Origin of the sequence: Brachybacterium sp. GPGPB12, assembly GCF_038396325.1 — a bacterium.
Taxonomy (GTDB): domain Bacteria; phylum Actinomycetota; class Actinomycetes; order Actinomycetales; family Dermabacteraceae; genus Brachybacterium; species Brachybacterium conglomeratum.
In genome coordinates this window covers 2,545,138-2,557,843 of the sequence record NZ_CP149573.1, presented here as the reverse complement: position 1 = coordinate 2,557,843, position 12,706 = coordinate 2,545,138, and the positions used below count along the sequence as shown (strand labels likewise).

Annotated in this window: 15 protein-coding genes and 4 pseudogenes; 7 read left to right on the top strand and 12 right to left on the bottom strand. The window is 72.7% G+C overall.

Translation table 11 applies throughout. From position 1 onward, the window contains the following. Positions 1–146 precede the first annotated feature (146 nt). Complete coding sequence (locus WKH84_RS14860) at positions 147–719, top strand: IclR family transcriptional regulator C-terminal domain-containing protein (RefSeq protein ID WP_341854209.1); 573 nt, start codon at positions 147–149, stop codon at positions 717–719. Between the two features lie 9 nt (positions 720–728). On the opposite strand, the pseudogene WKH84_RS14855 reads toward WKH84_RS14860, so the two are convergent. The 6 genes and pseudogenes from WKH84_RS14855 to WKH84_RS14830 form a co-directional block, all read right to left on the bottom strand. Next, positions 729–1,420, bottom strand: a pseudogene (locus WKH84_RS14855) (magnesium transporter); the annotation flags it as partial. Then, complete coding sequence (locus tag WKH84_RS14850) at positions 1,338–2,579, bottom strand: MMPL family transporter (protein ID WP_341854208.1); 1,242 nt, start codon at positions 2,577–2,579, stop codon at positions 1,338–1,340. The gene WKH84_RS14850 and the pseudogene WKH84_RS14855, both read right to left, overlap by 83 nt. Positions 2,580–2,682: 103 nt before the next feature. Further along, positions 2,683–3,000, bottom strand: a pseudogene (locus WKH84_RS14845) (MMPL family transporter); the annotation flags it as partial. Next, positions 2,907–3,380 carry an MMPL family transporter gene (locus WKH84_RS14840; protein WP_341856912.1) on the bottom strand — a complete coding sequence of 158 codons (474 nt, stop codon included), beginning with the start codon at positions 3,378–3,380 and terminating at the stop codon, positions 2,907–2,909. The pseudogene WKH84_RS14845 and the gene WKH84_RS14840, both read right to left, overlap by 94 nt. Positions 3,381–3,501: 121 nt before the next feature. Then, positions 3,502–3,726: pseudogene (locus WKH84_RS14835) on the bottom strand (MMPL family transporter); the annotation flags it as partial. Further along, on the bottom strand, positions 3,723–4,301 hold the full coding sequence (locus tag WKH84_RS14830; protein ID WP_341854207.1) for a hypothetical protein: 579 nt from the start codon (positions 4,299–4,301) through the stop codon (positions 3,723–3,725). The pseudogene WKH84_RS14835 and the gene WKH84_RS14830, both read right to left, overlap by 4 nt. A 74-nt stretch (positions 4,302–4,375) precedes the next feature. On the opposite strand from WKH84_RS14830, the gene WKH84_RS14825 reads away from it, so the two are divergent. Then, entirely contained in the window at positions 4,376–4,963 is a 588-nt protein-coding gene (locus tag WKH84_RS14825) for a MarR family transcriptional regulator (protein ID WP_341854206.1), read from the top strand. Between the two features lie 118 nt (positions 4,964–5,081). Here WKH84_RS14825 and WKH84_RS14820 read toward each other — a convergent pair whose 3' ends face one another. Together WKH84_RS14820 and WKH84_RS14815 are read right to left on the bottom strand one after the other, a co-directional pair. Further along, positions 5,082–5,429 carry a hypothetical protein gene (locus WKH84_RS14820; RefSeq protein WP_341854205.1) on the bottom strand — a complete coding sequence of 116 codons (348 nt, stop codon included), beginning with the start codon at positions 5,427–5,429 and terminating at the stop codon, positions 5,082–5,084. A 2-nt stretch (positions 5,430–5,431) separates the two neighbouring features. After that, on the bottom strand, positions 5,432–5,713 hold the full coding sequence (locus WKH84_RS14815) for a hypothetical protein (RefSeq protein WP_341854204.1): 282 nt from the start codon (positions 5,711–5,713) through the stop codon (positions 5,432–5,434). A 102-nt stretch (positions 5,714–5,815) separates the two neighbouring features. On the opposite strand from WKH84_RS14815, the gene WKH84_RS14810 reads away from it, so the two are divergent. Together WKH84_RS14810 and WKH84_RS14805 are read left to right on the top strand one after the other, a co-directional pair. Continuing rightward, complete coding sequence (locus WKH84_RS14810) at positions 5,816–6,163, top strand: WYL domain-containing protein (protein ID WP_341854203.1); 348 nt, start codon at positions 5,816–5,818, stop codon at positions 6,161–6,163. A 111-nt stretch (positions 6,164–6,274) separates the two neighbouring features. Continuing rightward, positions 6,275–7,192, top strand: a complete 918-nt coding sequence (locus tag WKH84_RS14805; RefSeq protein ID WP_341854202.1) for a hypothetical protein — start codon at positions 6,275–6,277, stop codon at positions 7,190–7,192. 33 nt (positions 7,193–7,225) lie between these two features. Here WKH84_RS14805 and WKH84_RS14800 read toward each other — a convergent pair whose 3' ends face one another. Continuing rightward, the gene (locus WKH84_RS14800; protein WP_341854201.1) at positions 7,226–8,068 is read right to left on the bottom strand and encodes a sulfite exporter TauE/SafE family protein; all 843 of its coding nucleotides are present in this window, start codon (positions 8,066–8,068) and stop codon (positions 7,226–7,228) included. A 189-nt stretch (positions 8,069–8,257) separates the two neighbouring features. Here WKH84_RS14800 and WKH84_RS14795 point away from each other — a divergent pair, with 189 nt between their 5' ends. Both WKH84_RS14795 and WKH84_RS14790 read left to right on the top strand, forming a co-directional pair. Further along, complete coding sequence (locus WKH84_RS14795) at positions 8,258–8,674, top strand: hypothetical protein (protein WP_341854200.1); 417 nt, start codon at positions 8,258–8,260, stop codon at positions 8,672–8,674. Further along, a complete protein-coding gene (locus WKH84_RS14790; RefSeq protein ID WP_341854199.1) occupies positions 8,671–8,871 on the top strand; it encodes a hypothetical protein in 201 nt (66 codons plus the stop codon). Before WKH84_RS14795 ends, WKH84_RS14790 begins: the two co-directional genes overlap by 4 nt. An 85-nt stretch (positions 8,872–8,956) precedes the next feature. On the opposite strand, the gene WKH84_RS14785 is transcribed toward WKH84_RS14790, so the two are convergent. Then, on the bottom strand, positions 8,957–9,628 hold the full coding sequence (locus WKH84_RS14785) for a DAK2 domain-containing protein (protein ID WP_341854198.1): 672 nt from the start codon (positions 9,626–9,628) through the stop codon (positions 8,957–8,959). Positions 9,629–9,639: 11 nt separating this feature from the next. After that, a pseudogene (locus WKH84_RS14780) lies at positions 9,640–10,625 on the bottom strand (dihydroxyacetone kinase subunit DhaK). Positions 10,626–10,929: 304 nt separating this feature from the next. Between WKH84_RS14780 and WKH84_RS14775 the strand changes: the two are divergent. Then, complete coding sequence (locus WKH84_RS14775; protein ID WP_341854197.1) at positions 10,930–11,259, top strand: DUF3592 domain-containing protein; 330 nt, start codon at positions 10,930–10,932, stop codon at positions 11,257–11,259. Positions 11,260–11,460: 201 nt separating this feature from the next. Here WKH84_RS14775 and WKH84_RS14770 read toward each other — a convergent pair whose 3' ends face one another. Further along, positions 11,461–12,258, bottom strand: coding sequence for a 3,4-dioxygenase subunit beta (locus tag WKH84_RS14770; RefSeq protein ID WP_341854196.1), 798 nt, complete (start codon positions 12,256–12,258; stop codon positions 11,461–11,463). Positions 12,259–12,706 lie beyond the last annotated feature (448 nt).

Below are 12,706 nucleotides of genomic sequence, written 5' to 3'. Positions count from 1 at the left end.
CGCCGAGGCGGGGCCGGAGGGGATGACCCTGCGCGACATCTCCGCCGAGAGCGGCCTGAACAAGGCGTCGGCGCACCGGTCGCTGCGCGCGCTGATGCATCGGGGCTTCGCCGAGCAGGCCGTCACGGGCCAGACCTACCGCCTGGGTGCCGCGCTCCCGGCTGCTCGCGAGCGGCTTCGAGCGGGAGGAGAACCTCCCCGTCCTGATGGCGCCGGCTCTGGCCGCGATCTCGCAGGAGGTCCAGGAGCTGGTGCACCTGGGCCGGCTGGACGGTCCGCACGTGCTCTACCTCGACAAGGTCGAGCCCGAGCGAGCCCTGCGGGTGTGGTCACGGGTGGGCGGCCGGGCCCCCGCGGCCCGCACCGCGATGGGCCGGGCGATCCTCACAGCCGACGGCGTCCGCGGCGCGGGCCTGGAGGCCTACGCCCGAGCCACCGAACGGGACGACAACGGCCGCGCGGTGACCTCGGCCCATCTCGCGGAGGTCATCGCCGAGGCGCAGCGGCGCGGCTGGGCCTCCGAGATCGAGGAGAACGAGGCGGGGATCGCCTGCGTCGGCGTGGCACTTGTGCGCCCCGGCGGGCGCTCGCTCGCGGTGAGCGTCACCGGACCGATCGAGCGGATGGACGCGGCGCGGCGCGAGGAGGTCGGAGCTCTGCTGCGGGAGCGGCTGGCGGCGCTCGCGCCGACGGGGTTCAGCGTCGCGGCGCTCGGCTGAACCCGCGTCTCACAGCCCCAGCACCACCGTCGCGATCGTGAAGTAGATGATCAGCCCCGTCGCGTCGCAGAAGGTCGAGATGAACGGGTTGGAGAACACGGCCGGGTCCGCGCCGATCCGCTTGGCGAGCGGCGGCATCAGCCCGCCGACGATCGCGGCCATGATGCAGATGGACAGCGGCGTCAGCCCCATCACGATCCCGATCGACAGGCCGTAGACGAGCCCGGAGACCACGAAGCCGAGGGATCCGAGCACCGCGCCCAGCACGGCACCGACGCGCGCTCCTTCCACACCACCCGCGGCAGGTCCCGCACGCGCACCTCCCCCACGGCGAGCGCGCGCGTGACGGTCGTCGCGGCCTGGTTGCCAGTGTTGCCTCCTGTGCCCGTCAGCAGCGGGATGAACAGGGCGAGCACGACCACCTGATCGAGCCGGTCCTCGAAGATCTCCAGCACCTGCACGGTGAGGATCGCCGAGATCGCCAGCACCAGCGACCACACGATGCGGGAGCGGACCACGCGCAGGATCGGGGTGGCGAGATAGGAGCGGGTCAGCGGCTCGGAGCCGCTGGTGCGGGCGGAGTCCTCGGCGTTCTCCCGCTCGATGATCTCCACCGCGTCATCGACGGTGAGCACGCCGACGAGCCGCTCCTCCGCGTCGACGATCGGCATGGCCAGCGGCTTCGCGGCGAAGAACCGCCGGGCGGCCTCCTCCCGGTCGTCGGTCGCCCGGGCGCGCACTGCTTCGTGGGCGAGGTCGCCCACGCGCTCCTCCGGATCGGTCAGCGACAGACGGCGCAGGCCCACCACCCCCAGCGACGACGCGGGAGGAGTCCACGACGGGCAGGAGGTACACGGTCTCCGCGTCCTCACCACGCTCGCGCACCTCGGCGAGCGCCTCGGCGACGGTCTGGTCGGGGCGCGGCGCGAGCACCTCCGGGGACATGTAGCGCCCGATGGCGTGGCGCGGGTAGCCGAGCACCGCGGTGGTCATCGCCCGCTCGTCGGCGTCCAGGCCGTGCATGAGGCGCTCGGCGACGGAGGCGGGCGACTCGTCGAACAGCGAGGCGCGGTCGTCGGGGTCGAGGTCGCCGATGATCTCGGCGACCTGCGGGGTGCGCAGGGCGGAGATCAGCTCGGCCTGGTGGTCGGAGCTGAGGCCCTCGAAGACGGCGAGAGCGCGCGCCTTGTCCAGCACGCGGAAGAGCAGGGCGGCCTCGGTCGCGGGGCGGGCGCCGACGAGGTAGACGAGCTCGCCGGTGGGCAGGAGCCGCGCCTCGCGGGCGAGGTGCTCGAGCTCGGCCTCGCTCTGCGGATCGGTGCGCAGGAGGTCGAGGACGGTGTCGAGAGCGGCGGTGGAGGTCACGGAGCCATTGTGTCCGAGGTGGCCGAGGGCCGGCCCCGCTCCCCCTCGAGCGCGGTGTGCGATGCGCCTATGCGTCCGCACGCGCGAGGCGAGACGGCCACCAGATCCTCCTGCCGATGTCGTCGGCCAGCGCCGGGACCAGGAGAGAGCGCACGACGAAGGTGTCGAGCGGCCTCCGAACGCGACGATGAAGGCGAGCCGCACGAGGAACAGGATCGGGATGACGGCGAGCGCTGAGAACGTCGCGGCCAGCACGACCCCGGCCGACGTGATCACGCCGCCCGTGATGGCGAGACCTCGCGTGATCCCGTCCCGTGTGCCGTGCGCCTTGGCCTCCTCCCTGACCCGTGTCATCAGGAAGATGTTGTAGTCGATGCCCAGCGCCACCAGGAAGACGAAGCCGTACAGCGGCACGGCCGCGTCCGCGCCCGGGAAGTCGAGGATCTGATTGAAGACGATCGCCGAGACGCCCAGCGCCGTCCCGAAGGAGAGCACGGTCGTGAGGATCAGGAGGAACGGAGCGAGCAGGGAGCGCAAGCAGGAGCACGAGGATCACGAAGATCACTCCGAGAACCAGGGGGATGATGAGATCGCGGTCGTGGACGGCCGCGTCGTTCGTGTCGACCGCGGTGGCCGTGACCCCTCCCACGTACACCTGCTCGGAGATCTCGTGCGGCGGCCCGCGGAGCGCGCGCACATCCTCCGCGGCCTGCTCGGAGTCCGCCGCTTCCACCAGGGTGGCCTGGATCAGCACGTCACCCTGGGAGACCCTCGCCTCCGGGGATTCGCCGGGGACGAGCGACTCGATGCCGCCGTCAGCGCTCAGGGTCGCGGTGGTGGACGAGGAGCCGTCGACCGTGATCGACACTCCATCGATCGCCTCGCTCCCGGCGAGCACCCCCGCCACCTCCTCCATGTCCTCTTCGGGCGTGAGGACGTACACCGGCGAGCCGGATCCTCCGGGGAAGTGCTCGCCGAGCGCGACCTGACCCTCTCGCGCCTGGGACTCGCCGAGGACCAGGTCCGACTGCGGGACGCCGTCGGCGCGCAGGCTGCGTCAGACCGGATGCACCGACGACCAGCGAGCAGGGTCGTGATGATCCAGATCGGTCGGGGGTGGCGGCGCACGAAGCGTGCCACGGCGGCCCACACCCCTCGTGCGGTGGCCTGGGTGCCGGAGGCGGACAGCTCGGGATCGTAGTGCGGACGCCGCGGCCAGAACGCGACCCGCCCCAGCGCGTAGAGGACCGCCGGGAGGAACGTCAGAGCGACCAGCATCGCGAACGCGATGCCGATCGCCGCGACCGGCCCGAGGGTGCTGTTCGACCGCAGGTCGCTCAGCAGCAGGGCACAGCAGGCCGGCGATCACGGTGCCGCCGGACGCCAGCACCGGCTCGATGGTGCCGCGGAGCGCGACACCGGTGGCGATGCGCTTGCTCCGGTTCTCCCGCAGAGCCTCGCGATATCGCGCGACGTAGAGAAGGGAGTAGTCGTTCGCCGCGCCGATGACGAGGATGAACAGGATCCCCTGCGTCTGTCCGCTGAGGAGGAGGACTCCGGCCTTGGCGAGCCACCAGATGGCGAGCGGCGCGGCGGAGAGCGCGAGGACGCTGGTCAGCAGGACCGCGATGGGGAGGATCACCGAGCGGTAGACGAGCACCAGGATGACCAGCACCGCCGCGAGTGCGACCAGCAGCGACGCCGTCGATCCCGGCGAACGCCTCGCTCAGCTCGGCGGAGAATCCGGCAGGGCCGGTGATGTGGAGGCGAACCCCTCTCCGGCATGCCCTCCGTGGCCGCGTCCTCGACCTCCGCGAGCACCTCGCCGGTCTCGGCATCCGGGTCCAGCGGCAGGATCGCCTGGACGGCGAGCCCGTCCTCGGAGGGTATGGCCGGTGAGCCGCCCTCCAGCACCCCGTCGACGCCGGCGGCCCGGTCGAGGCTCTCCTGCGGCTCGCCGAGCGCGCTCTTCGACAGCTTCTCGTCTGAGGTGAAGACGAGGATCGCGGGCAGGGAGTCGCTGTCCTGGAACTCATCGAGCCGGCTCTGGACGACCGTGGCATCGGCCGATTCCGGCAGGAAGGTCGTCTGATCGTTCGAGGAGACCTCCTCGACCCGGCCGAAGTAGGGCCCGCCCACCGCGGCCGCGGCAAGCCAGGCGACGATCAGCGCGGCCGGTACGAGAACCCGCGACCAGCGGGCGAGAGAGCGTGGCACAGGGGTCTCCTGAAACTAGTTAGCCGAGGAAGTAATACGCTCAGCATACATAGTCCCTGGTGTACGGTTTACGGATGGACGATCGGGAGGACGGCGAGGGGGCGAGCGGCGGCGCCGAGCACGACGGGTCGCATCGCTGGCTGTACGACGTCGACGCGACCGATCCGCTGTCCGAGCTCGTCTCCCGCGACCACGTGAGTCGTGAGGAGATCGTCCAGATCGGTCACCTGATGAGCGCGATGGCGGATCTGCGACGGGCCGAGGAGGCACTGGCCCTCGCCGGCCGCGAGTACATGCGGCTCGGGACGACCGACATGAAGGCGATCCAGTTCCTGATCGTCTCCGCGAACAAGGGCGAGGCGCCCACGGCGAGCACCCTCTCCGCGCACCTGGGGATATCGAACGCCTCGGTGACGAAGGCGCTCGACCGTCTCGAGCGCGGTGGCCACATCGAACGTCTGGCGCACCCGACCGACCGCAGGTCTCGCACCATTCGACTCTCCGAGCAGACGAAGGCCGCGGCCATGGCGTCGATGGGCAGGGCTCAGGCGCAAAGATTCCACGCGGCGGCGAGCCTGACCGCCGACGAGCGCGAGGTCGTGACCAGATTCCTCCAGCAGACCGCCGCGGACCTCCGTGACGCCCTGGGGCGCTTCTTCTGATCGACGTACCGACGATCGCGGGCGCCGACGCCCAGCGATCGTGGTGACCGCGCTCGCGGCCGGGGCGCTGATCGCGCTCGACCGGAGCCTCCTCCGGCTCCTGCGAGCGGGGCGCGCCTCAGCCGGCGAGCGCGGCGTACTCGGGCGCTCGGCTCATGTACTCCGCGTCCCACACGTCCATACCTGGGATCCGGGAGCCGGTGACGGCGCCGACGAGCCGGTCGAGGTACCACTCCCAGCCGGGCCCGATGTGCTCGACCATGTCGGCGGGCACGTCGTGGTGGCGCGACGCGAGATGGGTGAGGTCACCCGCGGCGCCGCCGGCACCGTCGGAGCCGCCCTCGAGCTCGAGCGAGAGCTTCCAGACCTGGTCCCCGAGTGCGGAGCTGACGGTGAGCAGGCGCTCGCGCTCGCAGGCGTGGATGCTCCACGGGGAGGTGGAGGGCTCGCCGGGCTCAGCGGTCATGGTCACCTCGACGACGCCGCTCGCGGGATCGCCGGAGTAGGTCCCGTACCAGGTGGCGAGGTGGTCCGGGTCGGTGAGATCTTTGCCAGATCCGCGTCCGTGAGGCGGGGACGGTGCGGCGCGCGCACGAGGTCGCCGCCGTCGAGTCGTCCGGTGATGCTCATGTGCTCTCCCGAGGTCGGTCGCGGCCGGGCCGGCGCGGTGGCGGCACCACCGTAGCCCGGGGACGGAGCGGGGTCGATCCCCGCGCGGCGACGAGCACGCCCGTCGGCCTGTCGGCTCATGCGGCGGGGCCCTGCCGCCGCGAGCGATCCGCCAGGTGCCAGGCCCACAGCAGCCGCGCCGACGATCACGCGACCGAGCGCGGCGAGCGCCACAAGGCCGCGGTGCGGGAGTCGATCACCCTCAGCGCCTATCCCACCGCCTGCACCGTGCGGATCCTGGCCCCGTACGACGAGATCGCACCCCACATCCCGGCACGCTCCGGCACGCTCGAGGCCGACGGGGAGGGATCCTGCGTGCTCCGCGCCGGCGCCGACGACCTGACCTGGGTGGCACTGCACCTGGCCCGGATCGGCGCGCCGGTCGAGGTCATCGACCCGCCCGAGTCGCTGGAGGAGATCCGGCGGATCGGCCGCTGGGCGGCGTCGGCCGGGCCCGGATCGACCGGGCCGACAGGGTCCGGGCCGACGGGGACCGGGCCCGGGGCGACCGGGCCGGGATCCGAACGGTAGGACCCCTGTGTCCCGCGGTGTGCGCGCTCTATCCTGGCCGTGATCCCCGGGGGCGGGCGGCGGATCGCCCCTCCCCGAGGGAGCGGACCCTCCGAACGGACTCGATGCGCCATGACCCCGCGCCGCTCCTCGCCGTCCCCCGCCGCGTCCCGACGCCCGGCCGCGCCCCGGCGCCCCGAGACCCCCACGCACCCTGCCGCCGCCCGGCGCGCCCTCGCGCTGAGCGGTGCGCCGCTGCTGGGGGCCGTGCTCGCAGGGTGCCTCGCGGGGCCTGCGGCCCCGGAGGCGACCGAGTCCACGTCCGCCCCGGCGACGATCGCCGTCCGCCAGGACGCGCCCCAGCCGGTGCCGCTCGCGCCCGACCCGTCCCCGACGACCCCGTCGGCCGGGCGACATGAGGAGCCCGCTGCGAGCCTGAGGCCCACTGCAGAGGTCCCGCCGCTGACCCGCACTCGGGTGGCCGGGATCTGGCCTGACGAGGACTGGGAGATCGTCGACTTGCCCGGGAACGCCTGCGCGGGCACCCTGCCGGAGGCGACCGACTGGGCCATCGGCGAGGACTTCTTCCGCTGCGGCGGCGCGGACAAGCGACTGCTGGTCTGCCGCTCCGTCGAGGGAGGGCAGGCCGGGGAGGCGCTGTGCGTGCGCGATCCGCTCACCCGCTCCGCGGCCCGGATCCGCTCCTCGATGCTCGTCGGCTTCACCTCCCACGCCTCGGAGATGCCGAACCCGCTGGTCGTGGTGCTGGCCGACGGGACGCAGTGCGGAGCCGTGCCGCGCGACGACCTCGAGCACCGCGCGGGCCGGCAGTCCTGGCTCCACTGCGGGGCGGACTCGGCGCTGCTGCTGGACCAGACCACCGCGACGCTCTACTTCAACCGGGAAGAACCGGTGTGGACGGCGGAGCTCGAGGAGCACGGCGGGGAGCCTCGGCGGGTCGAGGTGCGAGAGGTGCTCTACGCGGCGAGCGACGAGGACCTGCGGGACTGGGGATTCACCGCCGGCCTGACGGCCGACGAGATCCCGTGAGGGCCGGGGCCTCCGCGAGCAACCGGACCCTGGTCAGGGGATGAGCAGGCCGATCGCGGCGAGCACCGTCAGGCCCAGCACGAGCTTGTCGAAGACCGACTGGGAGATGCGGCGGGCGACCTTCGCGCCCACGAAGGCGGCCAGCGAGACGACCGGCACGAGCGACGCGTCCATCGCGAGGGTCTCGGCGGTGAACAGGCCCAGCCCCGCGGAGAAGGGCGGCTTGAACAGGTTGATCACGGCGAAGAACCACGCCGAGGTGCCCAGGAAGGTCAGCACCGGCATCCGCATCATCAGCAGGTACAGCGACATGACGGGCCCGGCGGCGTTGGCGACCATGGTGGTGAAGCCGCCGAGCAGGCCGTAGCCGATGCCCTGCGCGGTCGCGGCGGCACCCTTGCGGTCGCCGCCCTCGGACTCGGCGCCGGTCGCGGGCCCGGGGGCCGAAGAGTGGTCCGACGCCTCCGACTCCGCCGCGGGGCGGCGCGCGGCCTGGGCGCGGCGGACGAGGGTGAGGGTGACCAGCGCCAGCAGGATCACGCCGATGGTGACGCGCACAGCGGTGTCGTCGACCGCGGCGAAGAAGAACACCCCGATGATCACGCCGACCATGGCGCTGGGGAGGAGGCGCACGAGGGTGCGCCAGTCCGGCTCCCGCCGGTACACCCACAGCGCCGTCATGTCGCCGAGGATCAGCAGCAGCAGGAGCGCGGCGGTCGACTCCTTCGCGGGCATGGCCAGCGCGAACGCGCCCGCGGCGAGGGTGCCTGCACCGGGCGGCGCGGTCTTGGAGAAGCCGACGATGAGCGCGCCGAGCACCACCAGCGACCAGGAGCTGGTGCTCAGATCGGGGAGCAGGGCGGCGAGGTCGGACACGATCAGCGAACCTATCAGCGGGCAGGTCCGCAGTGCGCGGGGTGTCCGGGGCCCGTCGTCCACATTCCCACGGCAGGGGGTGCGGGCACACGGTCCCCTTTCCATACTGGAAGGGAGCACGGCGCCGAGGGCTCATCAGGTGCGCTGAGACTGCGGTGGGCGCACGACATGGAACGAGGCGAGGGACTGATGCCGGTCGAGCACGGAGGTACAGCCGCTCTCCTGGACGTCCTCGTCGCGCTGGCCCCCTTCTCAACCGCGACAGTCGGCGCGATCGCGGCGGCCATCGCCCTGTTCACCCTGAGCCACCGACGCAGGGCAGACAGCCGCGCGGAATGGTGGCGGCGGGTCGAGTACGCGTTGGACCTCACTCGGGAGGATGACAAGGTCGGACGGAACACCGGGATGCGGCTCCTGGTCCATCTGCTCGACGACAGGCGCTGGGATCCCACCGACGTGACGATGCTGGACGAGGTGAACGAGATCCTGGTCCAGGAGATCCTCGAGCGGTCACGACGCGCGACGGCTCCGCGGAGTCACGCTTCCCGCCGCGCAGGCGTCCTCGGTAGACTCGTGCCCCGGAACAGCGTGAGGAGATCGCGATGACGCTCAGCTTCCGCCCCCGGCCCGAGGACGATGCCCGGCCCTACACGGTGCAGATGAAGTCCCGCGACAACGAGCGCTTCGTCGTCGAGGACCGTCTGGACGCGGAGTTCCTGGAGCTCGCCGACGAGTTCGCGATGAAGGCACGCAGGATCCTCGCCGAGAACCCCCGGGGGACTCGGCGACGAGCACGACGCTGAATCGATCTGCCGTGGGCCGCGTTCCCTCGACGCCCCGCTCCCGGTCGAACCGCTGAGCTCGGACGCCCACGAAGACTCCGAAGGCTCACCCGATCCAGTCGGCGCGGACCTCTCCCCCGTCGGCCCCGACCGCGGCGCGCGGCGCGCCGACGACCAGCGCCATCGCGCAGGCGCCGGGGTCCATGACGCCCTTGGCGCTGTCGCCGACGTAGCTGGCGCGGCCGCGGCGGGCGGTGAGCTCGGCGGTGCCCTTCGCGGCGTCGATCGCGGCCTTCTCGGCGGCGCCGAGCGCGTGCGCGGCGTCGGCCCCGGAGCCGGCGGCCTCGCGCGCCGCGGCGACGGCGGGGGCGAGGGCGTCGACCATGGTGCGGTCCCCCACCTCGGCCTCGCCGTACTTCTGGATCACGACCTGGCCGGCGGCGAGCGCCTCGGCGAGCGCGGCGAGGTCCGGGACCTCGCCGTCGCCGGCGGCCTTGGCGAGGTCGCGGTAGAACATGCCGAACAGGGGCCCGGAGGTGCCGCCCACGCCGAGCCAGGCACGGGACATGGCGGTGACCCAGCCGCGGTAGTCGGCGGGCTCGCCGCCCTCGAGCTCGCGGCCGAGGTTCTTCATGGCGGTGCGGACGTTGTCGCCGAAGTCGCCGTCGCCGGCGCGGCGGTCGAGGTCGCCGAGCGCGGGCGCGGCGCCCTCGAGGGTCTCGCGAAGGGTCGTGACGACGAGACGGCCGAAGTCGTCGGGCAGGGCGTGGTCGGTCATCGCGGTGCTCCTTACCAGGTCAGGGCAGGGGTCTGGACGGGCGCGTCCCAGAGACGGCGCGACTCCTCGTCCAGCGGCATCAGCGTCAGCGAGACGCCGTGCATGTCGAGGCTGGTCACGTAGGAGCCGACGAGGTCGCGGCCGACGGCGATGCCCGCGTCGTCGAGCCGATGGTGGAGGCGGCGGGCGACGAGGTTCAGCTCGAGCGGGTAGGTGCCGCCGAGGCCGTTGACGATCGCGATCACCTCGGTGCCCCGCTCGAGCGAGAGCTCCTCGAGCAGCGGGTCCAGGAGCAGGTCGGTGAGTCCGTCGGCGTTGGTGAAGGGGACGCGCTGGGCGGCGCGCTCGCCGTGGATGCCGACGCCGAGCTCGACCTCGTCGTCGCCGAGCGTGAACTGGGGCTCCTCGTCGCCGGGGTGGGTACCGGCGGTCAGCGCGAGGCTCATGGTGCGGGCGGAGGCGGCGACGCGTCGGCCCACCTCGGCGACCGCGGCGAGGTCCTGGCCCTCCTCGGCGGCGGCGCCGCACACCTTCTCGACGATCACGGTGGCGGCGGTGCCGCGGCGGCCCGGGCCTCCCCGTCTGCCGTGTCGGTGGCGAGGTCGTCGTCCACCAGCACGATCTCGGTCTCGACCTGGTCGTCGCCGCTGATCTCCCCGGCGATGCGGAAGTTCAGCACGTCGCCGGTGTAGTTCTTGACGATCTGGACGACGCCGCGGCCCGAGTCCGCGGCCTTGGTCGCCTCCAGGACCTGCGGCGCGGTCGGGCTCGCGAAGACGGCGCCGGCGACCGCCACGTCGAGCATGCCCTCCCCGACGAAGCCGGCGTGCGCCGGTTCGTGGCCGGAGCCGCCGCCGGAGACGAGGCCGACCTTGCCAGTGGCGGGCTCGGCGCGTCGGACGAAGCGGTGCTCGGCGTCGAGGGCGAGGCGTCCCGGATGGCTGAGGACGAAGCCCTCCAGCGCCTCGGGGACGAGCTGGTCGGGGTCGTTGACGATGCTTTGCGTCGCATGAGGGTCCTTCCCGCGGGCGGATGCTCCGTCCCGACTCTAGCCCTCGCCGTCCCGCGCCGCACCGTGCCCGGTACGCTCGGTCGGAGTGACACGTCGGCGGGGGCCGACGGGTGAGAGCAAGGGGGAACCATGGACGGGGTGCGCATGGGCTTCGGCGCATTCGGCGCGATGTTCGCACTGGTCGCACTGCTGCTGGTCCTGGCGGGGCTGTGGATCGTGATCTCAGCCGTGCGGGACCTCGCTGCGGGCGCGGCGTCTGGCCTCGAGCGGGATGCGGGCCGAGGGGCGGGTGATCTCCTCGCACGTGCACTACAGCGGCACCCGGGAGGACCGCTCCAGCCGCGTCGTCGAGACGATCGAGTTCACGACCGACCGCGGGCAGACGGTCCGCGCGAACCCGGTGGTCAGCGACATCGGGACCGTGGACCGCAGCGGGATGAGCGTGACCGTGCTCCACGACCGCGACCGGCCCGAGCGCTTCATCGCCCCGCAGAACGGGCGCGGCATCTCCGCAAGGGGCCCGGTGATGCGGATCGGCTTCGCCCTGGTGTTCCTGGCCGTCATCGGGATCATCGTGAACGGCGGCTGGATGATCCTCGGCCAGCTCCCCTTCTTCTGAGGCGGTGCCGGCTGGTGCGGCACCTGCAGAAAGGGGACTCCCGCGGCACGGCACGGCGCTGAGCTCCGCCGTGTGCCGCAGGAGTCCCTTTTCTGCTGAGCCCCCTCCCGGCGCCGTATCCGTCCGCACGCATCAGCTCTGCCGATGCCGCGTCAGCTCTGCGCCGGGCCGCGCGATCGCCGGGCCGTGCAGGTCGCCGGATCAGCTCTGCGTGTCTCCGCCGCCGTCGGACGGCGCATCCGCCGGGGGTTCGCCGCCCTCGCCCGGCGCACCCTCGGGCGGGGTGCCGCCCTCACCGCCGGGACCGCCCTCTCCATCGGCCGGCGGCTGGCCGCCCGCACCGCCCTCGCCGCCACCCATCCCGCCGGCCTCGGGCTCCGTGGTGGTGTCGATCGGAACGTCGATGGCGAGGGAGTAGCCGGTCTCGAGGTCGCCGGAGAGGGTCGCGAGCTGCTGCTCGTAGCCGTCGGAGAAGACGTTGTCGGTCTCGAGGGTGAGCTGGGAGAGGTTCTCGGCGCTGCCCGCGTACTCGGTGAGCTCGTAGACGCCGTCCGCCTCCGTCTGGGGCGGCGCGATCTGCGAGGTGAGGATCGCATTGGTCGCGTCGACGATCGACTCCGCATCGGAGAACACCTCGAAGTGGAGGTGGGGCCAGCGGCCGGTGTAGCGACCGGGGAAGATGGAGGTGAAGGTGACCTTGCCCTGCGCGTCGGCGATCTGCACGCCGCGCAGGTAGGTCTCCTCCTCCACGCCCTCGGAGTACATCGAGTACTGCCCGGCGGCGTCGCACTGCCACAGGTACACGGCCGCGCCCTCCATCGGCACGTCGCCGCCGGCCATGTCGATGATGGTCATGGTGATGTCGAGGGGGACGCCCTCGGCCGTGGTGTCCGAATCGATCGAGGAGCGGATGTCGGAGCGCTCCACACCGCTGGTCTCGAGCACGTCGGCACCGTTGGAGCCGTCGCCCGGGTAGGGGCCGGCGGTCTCGCCCGGCATCTCGGTGAGCTCGCTGGAGGCGCTGGAGCCGCCGGCGTCGCTCGCCCCTCCCCCGTCGCTCGCGGCGCCGGTGCTGGTCGCGGAGCCGCTCGAGCAGGCGGCGAGGACGGCGGCGACGCGCCCGCGCCGAGCACGCCGAGCGCGCCGCGGCGGGAGACCAGAGTGCCGACGTCGAAGGCGAGGCCCTGGTCCTCGACATCCTCGTCCGGGTGGTGGAGGGGCCGGCCCTCGAAGCTGTTGCGCGGTGCGGCGTCGCCAGGGACCGCTGCGGCGGAGTTCTGTGCGGCGGTGTGCTCGCGCGCCTCGGGATAGGGGCGGCCGACGCGGCGGGGGTCGGTGGTGTCCATGACGGGTCCTCTCGGTCTCCTGCGGTGGAGCCGGAAAGCTAGAAGCGCAGGCTGTAGAGCCGCTGTCAGCTATCCGTGATCTGCCGGGAGGGTGCCCGGGA

Coding starts and splice junctions, on each gene's coding strand:
- WKH84_RS14825 (WP_341854206.1), top strand. CDS start 4,376: ATGGACGATCGGGAGGACGGCGAGGGGGCGAGCGGCGGCGCCGAGCAC.
- WKH84_RS14820 (WP_341854205.1), bottom strand. CDS start 5,429: ATGACCGCTGAGCCCGGCGAGCCCTCCACCTCCCCGTGGAGCATCCAC.
- WKH84_RS14815 (WP_341854204.1), bottom strand. CDS start 5,713: ATGAGCCGACAGGCCGACGGGCGTGCTCGTCGCCGCGCGGGGATCGAC.
- WKH84_RS14805 (WP_341854202.1), top strand. CDS start 6,275: ATGACCCCGCGCCGCTCCTCGCCGTCCCCCGCCGCGTCCCGACGCCCG.
- WKH84_RS14795 (WP_341854200.1), top strand. CDS start 8,258: ATGCCGGTCGAGCACGGAGGTACAGCCGCTCTCCTGGACGTCCTCGTC.
- WKH84_RS14790 (WP_341854199.1), top strand. CDS start 8,671: ATGACGCTCAGCTTCCGCCCCCGGCCCGAGGACGATGCCCGGCCCTAC.
- WKH84_RS14785 (WP_341854198.1), bottom strand. CDS start 9,628: ATGACCGACCACGCCCTGCCCGACGACTTCGGCCGTCTCGTCGTCACG.
- WKH84_RS14770 (WP_341854196.1), bottom strand. CDS start 12,258: ATGCCGGGCGAGACCGCCGGCCCCTACCCGGGCGACGGCTCCAACGGT.